Origin of the sequence: Reyranella sp. CPCC 100927 (genome assembly GCF_007859315.1) — a bacterium.
Classification (GTDB): domain Bacteria; phylum Pseudomonadota; class Alphaproteobacteria; order Reyranellales; family Reyranellaceae; genus Vineibacter.
Genome location: NZ_VOHA01000010.1, coordinates 203,525 through 220,605 on the forward strand (window position 1 = coordinate 203,525; position 17,081 = coordinate 220,605).

Genomic DNA, 17,081 nt, shown 5'->3' on the forward strand with positions numbered 1-17,081 from the left:
AAGGGGACTATTCCGGCTTGAGGCCGATCTCTTTCAGCACGGCCAGCATCACCTCGGTATCGCGCTTGAAGCGGGCGTTGGTCGCCTCGAAGCTGAGCGGCCCGACGATCAGGTAGTTGTTGAGAAGCTGTTTCACCTTCTCGTCGGTGCCGGCCTCGATCAGGGTGTCGGACAGCGTCTTGACGATATCCTTGGGCGTCGCAGCGGGAACAGCGAAGGCGGCGAACGCGCGGGTCTCGTACGAACTGCCGACCGCGCCCTGCTCCGTCATCGTCGGCACGTCCGGATAGGACGGCAGCCGGTCGCCCACGACGGCAATGATCTTGCCGCGCCCGGAAGCGATGACCGATGCCGCCGCCGCCGGACTGCCCGATGCACCGTCGAGCTGCTGGGCCGCGACGTCGGCGAACATCGCCGCCTCGCCGCGATACTGCACCACCTCGACCTTCAGCCCGTACTGCTTCGCCATCGTCTCGATCAGCACATGCGGCGTTGAGCCGGGGCCGTAGGCGCCCCAGTTCAGCTTGTCGACCTTCTTGGCGTAGTCGAGGAACTGCTTGAGGTTGGTCGCGCCGGTCTTTTCGGCCGCCACCACCGGCCCGCCGATGCTGGTCGTCATCGTCAGGTAGGTGAAATCCTTCTCCGGATCGTACGGCAGATCCTTCACCGTGACACGATTCTGGATCAGCGAGGAGGAGATCGTGCAGAGGATCGTGTGGCCGTCGGGCGCCGCGCGTTTGACATCGGCGACGCCGATCGTGCCACCGGCGCCGCTCTTGTTATCGACCACGACGGACTGGCCGAGCTTGCGCGAGAGGAAGTCGCCGAAAGAGCGTGCGATGCCGTCGGTCTGGCCGCCGGCCGGATAGGGTACGACGATGCGAATCGGCTTTGACGGAAAGGCGCTCTGCGCCGAAGACGTCGTGAACAAGGCCGGCGTCGCCAGTGCTCCCATACCGGCCGCGATGATGCGGCGTCGCGTCGAATTCAACAATCTTCTCCCATGTACGCGAGATCTCACGGGAGGAACACTTAGCGCCGGCCCGTATCAGCGTCTACGATCACGCATTCAATGTGTTCGGCTCCTCACCGCGTTGCGGAACGGCGCCGGGGCTCATCGCGACGCAAGCCACGCAGCGCCGCGGGATCAAACCGCGCGCCGCGCCGAGACGACCAACGCGGCGCCCGCCAGGAAGAAGACCGACGCCAGCCAGAAGATGCCCTCGAGCGCGACCCAATCGACAATGAGCCCGCCAACCGCAGCGCCCAGCGCGATCGAGATGTTGAAGATGGCCGACCACAGGGATGTCGCGGCCTCGGCGGTATCCGGCGCCGACTTCATGATCCAGTTCTGCAGACTGACCGACGTGCCACCCCAGGCGATACCCCACAAGATGAGCATGGCAATACCGCCGGTCGGCGTCCGCGCCAGCAGCGCGAATGCCACCATGGCCGCCATCAGCGCGACGTTGATCGCCAGCAGGGTGCGTGTCGCATCGCGTCCGGCGGCAGCGCCGGCGACGAAGTTGCCGAGCAGTCCGGCCGCGCCGTAGCCCAACAGCAGAGGTCCGATCAGAGCGACACCGATTCCGGACATCGTCTGCAGCGCCGGGCTGATGAACGTGTAGGCCCCGAACTGCCCCACCACCATCAAGAACGTGGCGATCAAACCACCGCGCACGCCCGCAATACCCCACTGAGCGCGCAGCTGGCGCACGCTCACCGGTCGGGTGGGCGGCAACGACGGCAGGAACAAAGCCAACGCCACGAACACCACCAGGCTGAGTCCGGCCACGGCGGCGAACGCGATACGCCAGCCGCCCATCTCCCCCAGCAACGTTCCGGCTGGTATGCCCAGAATGGACGCCGCGCCGATGCCGCCGAAGATCAGCGCCGTCGCGCGCGGCACCGACGCTGGCTCGACCAGCCGCATCGACAGTCCGCCGGCGATCGACCAGAAGCCGCCGATGCAGATGCCGACCAGGACGCGCGACGCCAGCAGGATCGTAAAACTGGGTGCCAGGGCCGAACCGATATTGGCCACCACCAGCAGCGCCACCAGGCCGGCCAGCAGCTTGCGGCGATCGAGGCTGCCGGCGGTCAGGGGAACCAGGAATGAGGCGAACGCCGCAACCACGCCCGGCAACGTTACCATGAGACCGGCCTGTCCCTCGCTGACACCGAACGTGCCGCTGACGGCCGTCAGCAGTCCCACCGGCAGCATCTCCACTGTGACAAGGGTAAAGATCCCCAGCGAGGCCGCCGCCACGGCAACCCAGGCCCTGGCCGATGTGCGCGGACCGGCATCGGCAGACGAAGGACAACTCAAACTCTGACCCATGCGAAGCTTCCTTCGTCTGTCATTCGCTACCCCACACGTCGTGTGGGTAATCGGCACACCTCCCGCGACGCGGAAGGATTGGAAGCACGGACATAGGCGCTCTGCGCTGGGGCTGCAGGCATTGAATCCGCAGGGAGGCCATACGACATTGCATGGGCGTTGGCACCTGCGATGGCGCGAGCATGGACTGGGATGATTTGAAGTTCACCCTCGCCGTTGCCCGACACGGATCACTCAGCGCCGCCGCTCGGGCGTTGGGTACCACGCAACCGACTGTCGGCCGGCGCCTCAACAATTTCGAACGGCGCCTGGGCGTCAAGCTGTTCGAGCGCAGCGTGGATGGCCTTGTCACGACACCACTGGCCGCGGCCCTCATTGAAGGCCTGGACGAGATGGAGCACGGGGCGTTGGCCATCGAGCGGCGGCTGGCGTCGCGCGACACCGGCCTTGCCGGCTTGATCACGCTCACCAGCATCGACTGGCTGGGCGACCACGTCCTGGCGCCGATCGCGGCGCGCTTTGCCGCCCGCCATCCCCAGGTCCAGATCGACCTGCTCACCGAACCACGTGACTACAACCTGGCACGCCGCGAGGCCGACATCGTGTTCCGCTTCGGCGCCTTCGAGCAGGAGAACGTCGTCGTCCGCAAGGTTGCCGACGTGGCCTACGGCTTCTACGCGTCAGACAGCTATGTCCAGCGGCACGGCCTGCCCGATTTCGACAACGGCTGCCGCGGCCACGCGATCGTCCTGCTGCATGATGAAGCCGGCCGGGTCTGCTACGGCGACTGGACACCGATGTTGGCACCGCAAGCCAGGGTAATCTTTCGCAGCAAGGGACTGCAGGCCCACTTCGCAGCGGTCGAGGCCGGCGAGGCGATGGCCACGCTTCCGCGCTTCGTGGCCGACCAGCGCCAAGGATTGCGACACATCGTGACGCCTGTTCCCGAACCGACGCAAGCCGTGCGCATGGGCGTCCACGCCGATATGCGCGACACCCCTCGCCTCCGCGCCTTCATCGACTTTGCCGCCAGCGCCCTGAAGTCGGCGGCCGCGCGCCTCAAGCCGGCAACCTGACGCATCAGCGCTCGAACACGCTCTCACGCCTCACGCCACGACAGGCGGTCCGGACGGGTCCTCTTGTGTGGGCAGCGACGCTCCTGCGACGATCGCGGGCAGGTACAACAGGAATGTCGTGCCTTCGCCCATGCTGCTGCGTAGCATCAGGAAGCCGCCGGACTGCTGCACGAAACCGTAGACCATGACCAATCCCAACCCGGTACCCTTCCCTTCAGCTTTGGTTGTAAAGAACGGCTCGAAGATCTGAGCCTGAACCTCGGGCGATATGCCACTGCCGGTGTCGCGCACGGCAATCTCGACCCAGTTCCCCTCGCGCAACTCGGGCTGGGCTTTGACATCAGCCGCCGCGAACACACGCGAGCGAGCCGTAACGCCAAGCTCGCCGCCATCCGGCATGGCATCGCGCGCATTCACCACAAGATTCAGAATGGCTGTCTCGAAGCCACTGCGATCGATCCGACAATTCGGCAAATCATGGCCTACCTCCAGCTGCAGCCTGACACGGCTCGACAGCGCACTGGAGAGCAGGCTCGCGAATTCCTGCAGTAGCGCAACCACCGACAGTTCCTGCGGTTCGGGCGGCCGTCGTCGCGCAAACATCATCAGCCGCGACACCAGATCGGAGCCACGATCGCTGGCTGTCAATGCAGACTCGATCTTCTTCTGGAGCGGCGAGTCCGTCGGCAACTCGTCGGCGATTCCTTCCAGCTTGGCGATGATAATGGCCAGCACATTGTTGAAGTCATGCGCAATGCCGCTGGTGAGTTGGCCGATCGCCTCAAGTTTCTGGCTCTGTCGCAGGATGGCTTCAACCTGCGCCAGGCGGGTCTCGGCGCGATGCTGCCGGGTGACATCCTTGATGATCACCAACCGTGCCGGCTTGCGGTAGAAGGTAACCGATCCGGTTATGACGACGCTATCAATGACGGCACCGTTCTTGGTAAAATGCTGCCACAGTCCTCGTTCTTGCATATCAAACTGCTGGTCAGTGCGAGTCGCGACTTCGGCTACACGAGCACGATCCTCGACGGAATGCAGATCGAAGATCGTGATCCGCCGGAACTCCTCGCTGTTGTAGCCGTAGGCCGCACATGCGGCTTCGTTCGCCTCCATGATCCGGTACGTCTTGCGATCATGGACCCACATGGCCATGGGATTCTTGGCGAACAGGTAGCGGAAACTCTCCTCGCCGCGCCACAGACAGTACGAGGTTATGATCGAGATCGCCAACAGCAGGATCAACGTGACACCGGCGGTGACGACGGCGCTGAATTGGATGCTGAATACGCCATGCAAAACCGTCGCGCCGAAATAGTGAGTCGACGCCATCGCGGTGTAGTCTATCGCGGTGACGGCAAAGCCGAGGATCGCGGCGGCAGCGACATGCGGCAGGCCCCTGACATACGGCACAGCCGCTCCGCCGATCCAGAACCGCACTTGCAGCGCGACAATGGCAAACACCACCGCAGCGACAAGAGACAGGACGAACAGGATCGGATCGTGCCGAACCAGCGCGTCGGTGTGAATCGCCGCCATGCCGGTGTAGTGCATGGTGCCGATGCCCGCGCCCACCAGTGCGCCCGCGATCAACAGCCGCCCCACGGTCATCGCAGGCTGCGCCATGACCTGCAACGCGACGCCGGCAGCCAGAACGGCCGGCACCACCGAGATCGCGGTGATCAGGGGATCGTATGAAACTGCAGACGGCAACTGGCGGGCCAGAATGGCCACGAAATGCATCGACCAGATGCCGCCACCCAGGGCGAGCGCGCCGACTGCAAGCCACTGCATACGCTGGACCGAGTGGCGCAACTCAACGATGCGCCCGGCGACCCGCAGAAACGCAAAGCTGGCGATCGTCGCAATGACATAGGACGCTGCGACCAACCAATAGTTGTAGGCTGCCGGCAGCGCGTGCGCCGAATCAAGCCCAACGATGAAGTAGGACTCGAAGTTCATGGTGCAGAAGCCAGGTGCGAACGGGTTTTACGCTCATTCGACGTGCAACGGTGTCAGACGGCCATGCTGCGCCTCACGTCGAACGCGATACACCAACTGCGGCCACATAATACTTCGAGGGCGTATTATTGTACAGTTGGATTGCACATTGGTGCAGGCCGGACGACTGGACTCGCGTTCACGACACCGCGATCAATCTGCCCATGGATTGAACACTATCTCAAAAATCCGATCCTTCTTTCGAAGCGATGACGCTGAGATCCCCGCGTCAATCACAGGCGCCACCGCCGCCGACCTTCCTCTCCAGGGCGGCGATGCCCGCTCTTGTGTTTCCGCGGCGGCACGTCGCCAGCGCTTCCTCCGCTTCAAGCTGGCCCTGGAAACTGCTGCCCTGGGAACTCTCGCCGCCCGTGCTTCTGTAGCGCTGGTAAAGACCATAGAGCTGCTCGCAGCGCGCCAGGCTGTCGGCCGGGTCGCTCGCCGCCGACGACGAGGATGGCTGCGCACAACCGACGCAGCCCGCCGCGACCAGGGCCTGAACGAGTCCCAGGCACAATGCGCCATGGCGCACGGCCCAATGTGTTCGCTTCATCTGGATCTCCCCTGCGGCCGGATCGGCCGTCAAAAAAGCTCCTTCATGCCCGCAGATGTTTCTATCTGCGCACGATAACGAAGGCTATCGCCTTGCACGACAACGGGCGGCCGGTCGATATCGAGGCTTTGATACAGTGCTGAGATAACGGCCGCATCAGGGTGCTCGAGGGCGAGCGATCGCAGCCGCGCACCCCGGTCCGCCATCGTGGCCATCGAGCGCGGCTTGCCGCGCCTGTCGATGATGGATGGCGCCGCGCCGTCAAGGGGAAGCGAGCCGTCATCGGGGACACTGAACTCGAACGATGGCTCGGTCCACGGCAGGGAAACCTTCCCTCCGAAGAGGCCCTGCCGGCCGGCAAGCACAACGTCGATGGTATCGGTCCTCGCAACCCAGCCCCGGAGGCGACGCCCTGCATCCCAGTCAGCCCTGACAGCCCGCTGGTTGTCGAGACCGAACCAGCGGGCGCGACCCGGCGGCGTGCCGTCGGGATCCAGAGCCACGATCTCCAGGTAAACCGTGTCACCCAACTGCAGCAGGTGGTTGTGCGTGCCCATGTAGGGGTGGCGCTGCCCGAAGGGAACATCAATGTCCAGGCACGACCGAACGTGAGCGACGCCCTCGGTCAAGGTCGGAGCGATCACGGTAAGGTGGTCGAGCTTGAGCATGCCGGCAGATTGAAGCACGTTACGACCAGGCACAATCTCGGCCCCAATACACTCAGGATAACGGCGCGATCCAGTCGATGCGCCGATCGATCCCGTGCCACCGCGTCCACAGCACAATGGGAACGATCATCAGCGCTGTCCCGCCACACAGCAGCGGCAGGAGCCACTTGCAGATGTCGCGGTCGCTGTCGGACATGTTGATGTCGAGCCACGTCGGCAGATAGCCGGCGATGATGCCGCCGGCGAGGAAGACCGCGATGACCACCAGATGAGGCAGCGCCCAGCGCAGCGTCGCGCCGGGATTGCGTCGCGCGCAGCGTGGGCAGCGCGCCACCCGGATCGTGCGCTGGATGTCCTTCACCGCGTCGGTCGCGGCGCGTCGCTGGGCCGTACCGGCCGTATTGAGGAACGACTGGGCGCCTTCGCCCATGCCGGTCACCCGCGCCGACTGACGATGGCCGCAGCGCCGGCACTGGAACCACGCCTCGCCGGAAGCCGACGTCGCGGCCAGCGTGGCGTGCAGGGGAACGTGCACCGTAAACCTCGATCTTCGACATGCAGTCGATGCAAATCGCCTACTGGGGCGTGGGCACTCACATCATAGTCCACGGATACTGGGCCGATTATCAGCCTTTCTGATCAACACGATAAGGTGCGCTTTGACTTCAGGAACGCACCGATGTGCGCTAGCGGTGCGAAGAGGCCTCGTCCCCCTCGACGGTCCGAGAGACCTTGCTTGTCGTGGCCGCCTACGCCCGCGGGTTCGCTCCGCTGCCGCCGAGATCGAGAGCCATGGCGACAAGATCGAGACCAGGTGCGAAGCCGTCCGGAACAACGCGGTCGACGATGAAGCCGAAACGTTCGAAGAAGCCGCGGCTCAGCGGCGAGGTTTCGATGCGGACGGTCCTGAAACGAGGATCCGTGGCGATGAGGTCGAGCCGGGCTGCCAGAAGTTGCCGGCCCAGACCGCACCCATGTTGATCGCGCCGCACCATGCCCCAACACAGGATCGCGACGGTGTCGTCCTGCCGCGTCGGGCCAAATCCGCCGCACGCGACGATGTCGCCGTTCAGGTCCTCCAGCACCAGATAGGGCCCCGGCAGATCATCGAGAAAGGCGGCGAAGTCCGCACGTTCCGACGGCGCGAAATACGGGGGAACATTGCTGTCGAACAGGGACAGGCAAGCCTCGCGGTCGGCGCGTTCGTAGCCTCTCATCAACGCGATGATCCTTCTGTCGATGTCAGTACCAGCATCCGTCTGGTGCCGGCTTCGACCATCCCGCGCCTAGCCGGCCGGCGGTCAACATGCCCGGCCTCATCCTGAAACAGCCAGCCGATCCTCTGACATCCGCGAAGAATACGAGATCTCGTCAAAAAAGTATCAGGAACGCCTCGCGAGCGTGGTAGCGCTCATCCTCCTGCTGGCAGAGAATGTCAGCGAAACAACGGCACCGAACACAGCCGGGATCAACCCGCAGGCTCTTCTTTGAACGCCTCCGCACAAGTCCCGTGCTGCGCTCCGAACGACATCGCTTCCCCGCCCTTCGGGGCAGACCACTCAGCAGGAACAGCAGCATGGCGCAGGATCTCTCCGGAAAAGTCGTCGCGATCACTGGGGCTGCGTCGGGCATCGGGTTGGCCTGCGCCCAGGCGTGCCTGGCGGCAGGAGCCCGTGTCGTGCTGATCGATCGCGCGCCGGATGCCCTGCAAACGGTGTGCACGACACTCGGCACCGAGGCAATCCCGCTCGAGCTCGACGTGACCAGCCGGGCGAGCGTCGCCGGCATGGTGCCATCCATCCTGCAGAAGGCAGGCCGGCTTGATGTCTTCCACGCCAATGCCGGCGCCTACATCGGCGGCGAGGTCGTGGACGGTGATCCCGATGCGTGGGACCGCATGCTGAACCTGAACGTCAATGCCGCGTTCCGCACGGTGCAGGCCGTGCTGCCGCATATGGTCGCGCAGAAGAGCGGCGACATCATCCTCACCAGTTCGGTGGCCGGGCTCGTGCCGGTGGTGTGGGAGCCGATCTACACCGCCTCCAAGCACGCCGTGCAGGCTTTCGTGCACACCGTGCGCCGGCAGGTCGCCAAGCACGGTATCCGCGTCGGCGCGATCGCGCCGGGGCCGGTGCATACCGCCCTGTTGAGCGACTGGCCCAAGGCCAAGCTCGATGATGCCATCGCCAGCGGCGGCCTGATCCAGCCCCAGGACGTGGCGGAAGCGGTGCTGTTCATGCTGACGCGGCCGCGCACCGTTACGATCCGCGATCTCGTCATCCTGCCGCTGACAACCGACCTGTGACTCAAGGGCACGCGTAGCACCATGTCGGACTGTTACCTCGGCATCGATGTCGGCACCGGCAGTGCGCGGGCCGGCGTTTTCGATCATGGCGGCAACCTGTTGGCTTCCGCGGCAACCGACATCACGCTCTGGCGCGAGCCGGGCGATATCGTCGAGCAGTCCGGCAACGATATCTGGCGCGCCGTCTGCACCAGCGTGCGCGAAGCCATGGCCGCGGCCGGTATCGCACCCGAAGCGATCAGGGGCATCGGCTGCGATGCCACCTGCTCGCTGGTCGTGCTGGGCGCCGACGGTGTGCCGCTGCCGGTCAGCAATGCCGGGGATACGGAGCGCAACGTCATCGTGTGGATGGATCATCGCGCCGTCGCACAGGCGCGCCGCATCAATGCCACGACGGAGAAAGTTCTCGCCTACGTTGGTGGCGCCATCTCGCCCGAGATGGAGACGCCCAAGCTGTTGTGGCTGGCCGAACACATGCCGCACACCTTCGCCGGCGCGTGGCAATTCATGGATCTCACGGATTTCCTGACCTGGAAAGCCACCGATAGCCTGGTGCGCTCGACATGCACGGTGACGTGCAAGTGGACCTACCTCGCACATGAGCAGCGCTGGGATGACGGCTACTTCCGCGCCGTGGGCCTGGGCATGCTGGCCGACGAAGGCTTCCGTCGTATCGGTACCGAGATCGTCCCCGGCGGTACGCCGCTGGGTCGCGGTCTGACGGCGCGCGCAGCGAACGCGCTGGGGCTGGCACCCGGGACACCGGTCGCGGCGGGATTGATCGACGCGCATGCCGGCGGCATCGGCACGGTCGGCGCGCGCGGCGGGGTCGGCACCCTGCTGTCACGCATGGCCTATGTGTTCGGCACCTCTGCGTGCACGATGGCCTCGACCACGGAACCCGCATTTGTACCCGGCGTGTGGGGCCCCTACTACGACTCCATGGTGCCTGGCTTGTGGCTGAGTGAGGGCGGCCAGTCGGCGGCTGGCGCTGCCATCGACCACCTGCTGCGCATGCATGCCGCGGCGGCGCAAACCCTGGATGACGCCATGCGTGCCGGCCTCGGCCCCAGCGCCTGGCTATCGGCCGAGGCGGCGCGCCGCGGCGGTGCGCCTGCCGTGCCGGCCCTGGTGGGCGGCCTGCATGTCGTGCCCGAGTTCCTGGGCAACCGGGCGCCGTTCGCGGACTCCGATGCGCGCGGCCTGATCGCCGGGCTGGATATGGACAACGGCCCGGATTCGCTGCTGGGCCTCTACCTCGCCGGCATGTGCGGGCTGGGCTATGGCGCACGCCAGATCGTGCGGACGCTGCGCCAGCAGAATGTGCCGATCGACACCATCGTCATCAGCGGCGGCGCTGGTCGCCAGCCTTTGGTGCGCCAGTTGCTGGCCGACGCGACAGGGGTTGCGGTCGCAACCTCGACGTCGACCGAGCCGGTTCTGCTCGGCGCCGCTATCCTCGGCGCCGTTGCCGCGGGCGGCTATCCCGATACGGCATCCGCCATGGCCGCGATGTCGGAGATCGGCACGGTCTACCAACCCGACCCAACCACCGCCGCGTGGCATCAGAAACGCTTCCAGGCCTTCGAGCGCCTGCAGGCGGTCGGACGTGCGATCCGGGATGATCGCTGAAATTCCTTTGTGATCTAAAAATCAGATGGCAAACTATTTCCCGTGTCGTCCCTGGCGGCACGGCTGCAGACGCTTGCTGCCATGGAGAGCCCGCGGACGGATCGGGTCGTGGAAACAGCCAGCGGCAGACGACCCTTGAACGCAAAGCAACAGGGAGACGCATGACCCATTTTGTCCTGGTATCGGCACGTCGAAAGGCGACGCCAGCACGTCCATCGTCCGCGGCTCCCGGCCCGGTTGCGCAGTCTGGTCGAAACTGTCCGCAGAACGTCGCTGAAAGAGTTCACGCTTTTGCGGCGTTCCTCCGGAAGAAGGAGCTCGTCAGCAACGATATCACCGTCTCCCGTCGCCCCGGCGTCGAGCTTCGCTTCTCGCGTCTCACCGATGAAGGCCAACGCTTCGCGCATCACGCTTTCCACAATTGGATGCTCGCGTTCGACCGCACGAATGCCCATGCCCGCATCGATACGAGCGCACTGGACCGCTGCTGGTCCGATTTCACGCGTTCCTTGCAGCCGCTACGGCCGCGGGCGCGTCTCAGCGACTACCGCGACAGCGATCGCGCTGATACCAGGCTTTTTCTGGTCATTCAGACGGAGGAACCCGTCGCGGCCTGGTGCCCCGCATCCGAGGCGCCATCAGCGTTGCCACCGGCGCCCTGAGCGGTACGCCGGCACCACACGTCGACAGGTCGCGGCCGTTGAACGGCGGTTGGCGGCAACTTCGTAGCACACCGCGCCGCAGTGACGCCCGCCCGCATACGTCTTCGTGTCCGGGATCACAACGCGCCTATGCGGCTGAGCCGCGCTTGGGCCGGCGAATGGCTCTCACCTTCCCGCTGCTGCCGCCGCCACAGAACAGCCGATCGCCGCCATCGGACTCCAGGCCCGACACGCCAGTGCCGGGCGGCATGTCAAGCCGCTCCAGGGTCTCCCCTGTCTTCGGATCAATCCGCCTGACGTCGCTGTCATCGCCTTCCCAGGTAGCGTGCCACAACTCACCATCGACCCAGGTCACGCCGGTGACGACGCGGTTGCATTCGATGGTACGCAGAACGGTTCCTGTCTCGGGATCGACCTGATGGATCTTCCGGGCTCGATACTGGCCCACCCAGAGCGTCCCCTCGGCCCAGGCCATGCCTGAATCTCCACCGTCGCCGGGCGCCGGAACCGAAGCAATCACGCTGCCGGTTTTCGGATCGATCTTCTGGATGCGATCTTCGGCGATCTGGTAGAGGTACCGGCCATCGAAGGCCGTTCCCGCATGCGCCGCGACCGTAATCGTCTGCACGGCCTGTCCGTTTGCAGGATCGAATGCGTTCAGCTTGTCGCCTGCGGCAAACCAGACGCTCTGACCGTCGAACGTCACCCCATGCACCTGGTCGACACCTGGAAAGGGGCCATACTCACGGATGATCTCTGCCGCGGATCGTTTCATGCTCGTGTTCCAGTGTCCTGACATCGCATCTTGCGACAGGCCGATACTAGTCGCTCGGCAAAGGCCCGGGGAGTAACAACGCTGTCGGGAATCCGGGTACCGGCGGGGTCATCCAGCGCCGCGCCGGCCCACGGCCGAACGACTGCACCTTGCCTGCCGTCGCCAGCGCCTCGAGCGCGCGTTGCACCGTCCGTGGACTGGCCCCCAGGGCCAGCGCCAATGCCGAGCTGGACCAAGACTCGCCGTCGGCCAGGAAAGCCAGTACGGCAGCATGCTCCTCATCGACCGGTGGCGCCAACACGACAACCTCGCGCGCGCGGCGCGGCACCAGCGCAAAGCCGTCTTTCGTCGCACTCACGTCCGCCACGGCTCGACACTCCGCGCGTAGCCGGCCGATTTCGACCCGCAACCGGGCACGGTGCGAGTCATCGGCGTGCTTGGCCCGGAAGGCACGGGCAATCAACGTGCTCCTCGGCACATCGGCAGGCCAGGCTTCGCCCAGCGCGGCAGCCAGGGCGAACAGCACCGGACGCGTCGCGAGCGATATCACGGTACCGGTATCGCGCACGGCATGGCGGCAGGCGTCGACAACGAGGGTTTCCGATGCCAGGAGTGCTTCGACCTCTTCCAGCAGGAGTGGACGCTGCTCACCGCGCGCGATCAGGCGTGCCGCGGGTGTGTTCATCACCAAGGCTGCGCTCTCGACTTCCGCCGTCAGCGCCGGGATGTCGGCTTCGCGCGCGGCGTTCTCGGCGCGAACGAGGGCGGCGCGCGCCGCTTTCGTCTGCAGGCGACGCATGGCAATCCCGGCAATCACCAGGTCACGAGCGACCTTCGAGGGCGGTGGAAGCGCCGAGGGGTCGAGCCCGGCAAGCGCGCGCTCGGCCTCATCGAGGCGGCCGACCAGAAGCAGGCGCCGAACCTCGAGGTTGCGGGCATGTGCAGCATTGATGTGATCGCCATGCGCCTCGAGCGTCACCCGGGCCGCGTTGAGCACCTTCGTCGGCCAGCCCAGATCGCGCGAGACCAGAGCGATCTCAGCCTCGGCAACGACACAGCGGGCGCGAGCAACGGTTTCCTTGGGACCGAAGGCGCGTGCTGCGCGCCGCAACAGGGCTTTGGCGCGATCGAGATCACCAAGCTGCGCCATCACGATGCCGCGCAGCGCCAGTGCCGGTGCGTCATCACGCAGGGCGACCCGCTTCAGCACACCCAGCAGATCGCCCTTTGCCAGGGCCCGCGCCGCCGCCGTGATCAACGAATCCATCAGAATCCCGTCACCCTTGTAACTCCCACCCTTCCGCCGTCCGCTCCTAAGTGTATCGCGTGACTGCTGCCTTGCGACAGTCCGCGGCCGTCGCACTCGCGCACAATGGGAGACGATCATGGCTAACACGAAAACGGTCTCCCCGGCAGAATGGTTGGAGGCGCGCCAGCAGCTCGGCCTGGCTGACGGGCTGTCGCTGGCAGCCACGCCGACATTCGCCATCATGGCGCTGCTGACGGGTGTTCTCGGCAACGGCCCGCTGGATATCCTTTGCTTCGCGGCGCAGGATACATCGCCGATGAGCGGCATGGTCCTGATGTACGGGCTGATGAGCGTCTTCCATCTGGCGCCCTGGCTGAGATTGATCTCCAACAGACCAAACCGTTCCCGCCGGGCCTGACCTGGCGACGGATCCAGCGATCGCAACCCTGGAGAAGACCGATGCAAGAGGCCCTCATCATCCGCCGCGAGACGCACATTCCGGCGCCGCCTGCCGCGGTGTTCGCTCTGCTGATCGACCCTGAGAAGATGCTGCGCTGGATCGGGACCGAGGCGCAGGTCGAGCCGCAGCCTGGTGGACTCTATCTCGTCAACGTCACCGGCGCGCGCATCGCCCGCGGCGCTTTCCGCGAAGTGGTGCCGGTGCACCGCCTGGCCTACAGCTTCGGCTGGGACGGCAGCACGGAGGTACCGCCAGGCTCGAGCCTGATCGAGATCGACCTGATCGAGCAGCCCGACGGAACGCTGATGCGGTTCACCCACAGCGGTCTGCCCAACACCGAGCAGTGTGATGGCCATGCGAAAGGCTGGGCTCACTACTTCGGTCGGCTGGTCGAGGTTGCCGCCGGCCGTGACCCAGGTCCCGATCCATGGCATGGCCGCGACGACGGTGTGTAGTGACGGCGTATAGACCCTGAAGTTCCACCGCGCCCGCGATAGACCGGCAGGACGGATGACAGACAGGGGCTAGGGCCGCATGATCGCGGCATGGATCTATCTGGCCCCCTTGCCTGGCTGGTGGATGAGGCCGATGCCACGCACGGCCCCGACCAGTTTCTGGCCGAGCTCGGCGGCCGGCTGTTGGCCGACGGGCTGCCGCTGGCCGCCGGCGCTCTGACGCTGGCGGTGCCGCATCCGATCATCGCCCGACGCACCTGGCAGTGGCGTGCTGAAACCGGCGCGGTGATCGAGGCGCTGGGCTTTGCCGGGGTGCCGCAGACCCAGGCCGGGCGCGATTGGCTGGCCGGACGAGGCCCGGTGTACGAGGATATCGTCGGCGCGGAAACAGACGGTACCCGGCTCGGCTGGGCCGGCACGCGACCGTTCAATCCAGCCGAAACGGACCAGCTGCGCCAGGTTACCCGTTTCGCGGCGGCGCCTTTGGCCGCCCTCGCGGCGCGGGCGGCATTGTCGGCGCTGCTGGAGGCTTACCTCGGCCGGCGCAGCGCCGCTCGCGTGCTGGCGGGCGCGCTGCACCGCGGTGCCGGCGAAACCATTCGCGCCGCCCTGCTCTATGCCGATCTGCGCGACTTCACCGCGCTGTCCGAGGCGAGCGAGCCGTCTGATGTGATCGCCGCACTGGACGCCTGGTTCGACCGCATTGCCGGCGCCGTGCATGCGTTCGGCGGCGAGGTGCTGAAGTTCATCGGCGATGGCGCGTTGGCGATCTTCCCGGTTACCGGGACACCGACCGAGGCCTGCGATGCGGCGTTGCGTGCGGTCACCGCTGCCCGTGCCGGCATGGCGCATCTGAACACCGCGCGCCAATCACGGTCGTTGCCGCCGCTGTCCTTCGGCGCGGCGCTGCACCTGGGCGAGATTCTCTGGGGCAACATCGGCGCCGCCGACCGGCTGGACTTCACCGCCATCGGTGCCGCGGTCAACCTGGTCAGCCGGCTGGAGGGGCTGTGCCGACCGCTCGGCCGGTCGGTGCTGATCTCGGGCGCTGTCGCCGCCGAGACCGCCATGCCCCTGGTGCCCGTCGGCAAGCACGTTCTGCGTGGCATCGCCGCACCTTGCACAGTCTTCACGCTGCCCGATACGTGAGGGCGGAATCCCGCCACACTTGTAACTCCCTTCCCTGCGCAGCCCGGCACTAAGTCTGTTCGTGACGCTGAACACGAACGGAGGACGAGTGATGACGACGCACAAGACCGGGACTCGCGCGGAGTGGCTGGCGGCGCGGCTTGAGCTGCTGGCTGCGGAAAAAGAGCTCACGCAACGCAGCAACGCACTGACCCAGCGTCGTCAGGACCTGCCGTGGGTGCGGATCGACACGGCCTACCGGTTCGACACCGATGCCGGCAGCGTCACGCTGGCGGACCTCTTCCAGGGGCGTTCGCAGCTGCTCATCTATCATTTCATGTTCGGGCCCGACTTCACGGCAGGGTGTCCGACCTGTTCGACCATCGCGGACGGCTTCAACGGTGTCGCCGTTCATCTGGCGAACCATGATGTGATGCTATGGGTCGTATCGCGGGCGCCGCTGCCCCAACTGCAGACCTACAAGCAACGGATGGCGTGGACGTTTCCCTGGGCGTCCTCGTCCGACAGCGACTTCAACGCCGACTTCAACGTCTGGTTCAACGAGGCGCAGCAACGTCAGGGAGACATCGAATACAACTACCGGCGCGAAAAGGTGTTCGAGTGGCGTGGTGGCCAGGAAGGCGGCGGTGCGGCAGCGGAGAACCAGCTCGCCGCGACATGCGGCATCGACGCCGCCGCATACCATCGCGATCGCCCCGGCCTGAGTGCGTTCGTGCTCCAGGACGGCGTGGTCTACCATACCTACTCTGCCTATGCGCGTGGGCTCGAAGGCATTTGGGGCATGTACCAGTGGCTCGACCGCGCACCCAAGGGACGCAACGAGACCGGCGTCTGGTGGCGTCGCCACGATGAGTACGACAGGCGTTGAGCCACGCGCCGAATTTCGCAGTACAGGAGAGACGGTCATGACAACCAGTACGCTTACCCCGCCGAAAGTCGTGTCGCGCGACGAATGGCTCATCGCCCGCAAGGTACACCTCGCCCAGGAGCGGACCTTGACCCACGCGCTGGACGCGCTGCGTGCCGAACGCCGTCGGCTGCCCTGGGTCAAGGTCGACAAATCCTACGTATTCGAGGGACCCGAGGGCCCGCGTACGCTGGTGGATCTGTTCGGCGAGCGCAGTCAGCTCGCCGTCTACCACTTCATGCTGTCGCCGGACTCGGATCATCTCTGCAAAGGCTGCTCCTTCATCGCCGACCATATCGACGCGGCGCGGCAGCACTTCGAGCAGGCCGACCTCGCCTTCGTCGCGATCTCGCGCGCGCCGCTCGCGCGGATCGATCAGGTCCGGCGGCGCCTGGGCTGGACCTTCCCGTGGGTGTCCTCGGGCAACACCGACTTCAACTACGATTTCGGCGTGTCGTTCACGAAAGAGGACCTTGCCGCCGGCCGCGCCATCTACAACTACGGCACGATCATCAAGAACAGCGAAGACATGCACGGCACCAGCATCTTCGCCAAGAACGAGCGCGGCGAGGTCTTCCACACCTACTCGACCTACCATCGCGGGGACGAGATGCTGATGGGCGCCTTCATGTGGCTGGATATGGCGCCCAAGGGCCGCAACGAGGCAAACGGCGTCATGAGCTGGGTGAAGCTGCATGATGAATACGAGCCGGGCGATCAGCATAAACACGGTTGCTGCGGCGGCTAGTACCGACGATCAGGATCGTCATCCCGAGCGCCCCTTCGTCAGGCTCAGGAGAGGGATCTTTCGATGCAGGCGCACCCGTGCGTCACTTGCAGAAGATCCC

The 17,081-nt window shown here is 65.5% G+C and carries 18 protein-coding genes; 9 read left to right on the forward strand and 9 right to left on the reverse strand.

What is annotated here, in order from left to right:
* Positions 1-7 precede the first annotated feature (7 nt).
* Together FQU96_RS25115 and FQU96_RS25120 are read right to left on the reverse strand one after the other, a co-directional pair.
* Positions 8-991, reverse strand: a complete 984-nt coding sequence (locus tag FQU96_RS25115; RefSeq protein ID WP_146544099.1) for a tripartite tricarboxylate transporter substrate binding protein — start codon at positions 989-991, stop codon at positions 8-10.
* Between the two features lie 156 nt (positions 992-1,147).
* Entirely contained in the window at positions 1,148-2,341 is a 1,194-nt protein-coding gene (locus tag FQU96_RS25120; RefSeq protein ID WP_146544100.1) for an MFS transporter, read from the reverse strand.
* A 182-nt stretch (positions 2,342-2,523) separates the two neighbouring features.
* Here FQU96_RS25120 and FQU96_RS25125 point away from each other — a divergent pair, with 182 nt between their 5' ends.
* Entirely contained in the window at positions 2,524-3,417 is an 894-nt protein-coding gene (locus tag FQU96_RS25125; RefSeq protein ID WP_178130694.1) for a LysR family transcriptional regulator, read from the forward strand.
* Positions 3,418-3,447: 30 nt separating this feature from the next.
* Here the strand turns inward: FQU96_RS25125 and FQU96_RS25130 are convergent, their stop codons facing one another.
* From FQU96_RS25130 to FQU96_RS25150, 5 genes are all read right to left on the reverse strand, one after another.
* Complete coding sequence (locus FQU96_RS25130) at positions 3,448-5,379, reverse strand: MHYT domain-containing protein (protein WP_146544102.1); 1,932 nt, start codon at positions 5,377-5,379, stop codon at positions 3,448-3,450.
* Between the two features lie 268 nt (positions 5,380-5,647).
* Positions 5,648-5,971, reverse strand: coding sequence for a hypothetical protein (locus FQU96_RS25135; protein ID WP_146544103.1), 324 nt, complete (start codon positions 5,969-5,971; stop codon positions 5,648-5,650).
* 29 nt (positions 5,972-6,000) lie between these two features.
* A complete protein-coding gene (locus FQU96_RS25140; RefSeq protein WP_146544104.1) occupies positions 6,001-6,639 on the reverse strand; it encodes a VOC family protein in 639 nt (212 codons plus the stop codon).
* 52 nt (positions 6,640-6,691) lie between these two features.
* Positions 6,692-7,174: a hypothetical protein gene (locus tag FQU96_RS25145; RefSeq protein ID WP_146544105.1), complete on the reverse strand. Its 483-nt coding sequence runs from the start codon at positions 7,172-7,174 to the stop codon at positions 6,692-6,694.
* Between the two features lie 214 nt (positions 7,175-7,388).
* Positions 7,389-7,856: a GNAT family N-acetyltransferase gene (locus tag FQU96_RS25150; RefSeq protein WP_146544106.1), complete on the reverse strand. Its 468-nt coding sequence runs from the start codon at positions 7,854-7,856 to the stop codon at positions 7,389-7,391.
* A 359-nt stretch (positions 7,857-8,215) separates the two neighbouring features.
* Between FQU96_RS25150 and FQU96_RS25155 the strand changes: the two genes are divergently transcribed.
* From FQU96_RS25155 to FQU96_RS25165, 3 genes are all read left to right on the forward strand, one after another.
* On the forward strand, positions 8,216-8,944 hold the full coding sequence (locus FQU96_RS25155; protein ID WP_146544107.1) for an SDR family oxidoreductase: 729 nt from the start codon (positions 8,216-8,218) through the stop codon (positions 8,942-8,944).
* Positions 8,945-8,965: 21 nt separating this feature from the next.
* The gene (locus FQU96_RS25160) at positions 8,966-10,576 is read left to right on the forward strand and encodes an FGGY-family carbohydrate kinase (protein WP_146544108.1); all 1,611 of its coding nucleotides are present in this window, start codon (positions 8,966-8,968) and stop codon (positions 10,574-10,576) included.
* Between the two features lie 161 nt (positions 10,577-10,737).
* Positions 10,738-11,238 (forward strand): hypothetical protein, encoded by a 501-nt coding sequence (locus tag FQU96_RS25165; protein WP_146544109.1) that lies wholly within the window; start codon positions 10,738-10,740, stop codon positions 11,236-11,238.
* Positions 11,239-11,365: 127 nt separating this feature from the next.
* On the opposite strand, the gene FQU96_RS25170 is transcribed toward FQU96_RS25165, so the two are convergent.
* Together FQU96_RS25170 and FQU96_RS25175 are read right to left on the reverse strand one after the other, a co-directional pair.
* Entirely contained in the window at positions 11,366-12,013 is a 648-nt protein-coding gene (locus FQU96_RS25170) for a PQQ-binding-like beta-propeller repeat protein (RefSeq protein ID WP_146544110.1), read from the reverse strand.
* A gap of 46 nt (positions 12,014-12,059) precedes the next feature.
* A complete protein-coding gene (locus FQU96_RS25175) occupies positions 12,060-13,280 on the reverse strand; it encodes a helix-turn-helix domain-containing protein (RefSeq protein ID WP_146544111.1) in 1,221 nt (406 codons plus the stop codon).
* A gap of 118 nt (positions 13,281-13,398) precedes the next feature.
* Between FQU96_RS25175 and FQU96_RS25180 the strand changes: the two genes are divergently transcribed.
* The 5 genes from FQU96_RS25180 (at position 13,399) to FQU96_RS25200 (ending at position 16,981) form a co-directional block, all read left to right on the forward strand.
* Entirely contained in the window at positions 13,399-13,680 is a 282-nt protein-coding gene (locus FQU96_RS25180) for a hypothetical protein (RefSeq protein WP_146544112.1), read from the forward strand.
* 41 nt (positions 13,681-13,721) lie between these two features.
* Entirely contained in the window at positions 13,722-14,177 is a 456-nt protein-coding gene (locus FQU96_RS25185; RefSeq protein WP_146544113.1) for an SRPBCC domain-containing protein, read from the forward strand.
* A 90-nt stretch (positions 14,178-14,267) separates the two neighbouring features.
* A complete protein-coding gene (locus tag FQU96_RS25190; RefSeq protein WP_146544114.1) occupies positions 14,268-15,326 on the forward strand; it encodes an adenylate/guanylate cyclase domain-containing protein in 1,059 nt (352 codons plus the stop codon).
* A gap of 91 nt (positions 15,327-15,417) precedes the next feature.
* Positions 15,418-16,194 carry a DUF899 domain-containing protein gene (locus FQU96_RS25195; RefSeq protein ID WP_146544115.1) on the forward strand — a complete coding sequence of 259 codons (777 nt, stop codon included), beginning with the start codon at positions 15,418-15,420 and terminating at the stop codon, positions 16,192-16,194.
* 37 nt (positions 16,195-16,231) lie between these two features.
* Complete coding sequence (locus tag FQU96_RS25200; RefSeq protein ID WP_146544116.1) at positions 16,232-16,981, forward strand: thioredoxin family protein; 750 nt, start codon at positions 16,232-16,234, stop codon at positions 16,979-16,981.
* Positions 16,982-17,081: the final 100 nt, after the last annotated feature.

Excerpts from the sequence above, each read along its gene's own strand:
- FQU96_RS25120 (WP_146544100.1), bottom strand. The coding sequence starts at position 2,341 with ATGGGTCAGAGTTTGAGTTGTCCTTCGTCTGCCGATGCCGGTCCGCGC.
- FQU96_RS25125 (WP_178130694.1), top strand. The coding sequence starts at position 2,524 with ATGGACTGGGATGATTTGAAGTTCACCCTCGCCGTTGCCCGACACGGA.
- FQU96_RS25130 (WP_146544102.1), bottom strand. The coding sequence starts at position 5,379 with ATGAACTTCGAGTCCTACTTCATCGTTGGGCTTGATTCGGCGCACGCG.
- FQU96_RS25135 (WP_146544103.1), bottom strand. The coding sequence starts at position 5,971 with ATGAAGCGAACACATTGGGCCGTGCGCCATGGCGCATTGTGCCTGGGA.
- FQU96_RS25140 (WP_146544104.1), bottom strand. The coding sequence starts at position 6,639 with ATGCTCAAGCTCGACCACCTTACCGTGATCGCTCCGACCTTGACCGAG.
- FQU96_RS25150 (WP_146544106.1), bottom strand. The coding sequence starts at position 7,856 with ATGAGAGGCTACGAACGCGCCGACCGCGAGGCTTGCCTGTCCCTGTTC.
- FQU96_RS25155 (WP_146544107.1), top strand. The coding sequence starts at position 8,216 with ATGGCGCAGGATCTCTCCGGAAAAGTCGTCGCGATCACTGGGGCTGCG.
- FQU96_RS25160 (WP_146544108.1), top strand. The coding sequence starts at position 8,966 with ATGTCGGACTGTTACCTCGGCATCGATGTCGGCACCGGCAGTGCGCGG.
- FQU96_RS25165 (WP_146544109.1), top strand. The coding sequence starts at position 10,738 with ATGACCCATTTTGTCCTGGTATCGGCACGTCGAAAGGCGACGCCAGCA.
- FQU96_RS25170 (WP_146544110.1), bottom strand. The coding sequence starts at position 12,013 with ATGAAACGATCCGCGGCAGAGATCATCCGTGAGTATGGCCCCTTTCCA.
- FQU96_RS25175 (WP_146544111.1), bottom strand. The coding sequence starts at position 13,280 with ATGGATTCGTTGATCACGGCGGCGGCGCGGGCCCTGGCAAAGGGCGAT.
- FQU96_RS25180 (WP_146544112.1), top strand. The coding sequence starts at position 13,399 with ATGGCTAACACGAAAACGGTCTCCCCGGCAGAATGGTTGGAGGCGCGC.
- FQU96_RS25185 (WP_146544113.1), top strand. The coding sequence starts at position 13,722 with ATGCAAGAGGCCCTCATCATCCGCCGCGAGACGCACATTCCGGCGCCG.
- FQU96_RS25190 (WP_146544114.1), top strand. The coding sequence starts at position 14,268 with ATGGATCTATCTGGCCCCCTTGCCTGGCTGGTGGATGAGGCCGATGCC.
- FQU96_RS25195 (WP_146544115.1), top strand. The coding sequence starts at position 15,418 with ATGACGACGCACAAGACCGGGACTCGCGCGGAGTGGCTGGCGGCGCGG.
- FQU96_RS25200 (WP_146544116.1), top strand. The coding sequence starts at position 16,232 with ATGACAACCAGTACGCTTACCCCGCCGAAAGTCGTGTCGCGCGACGAA.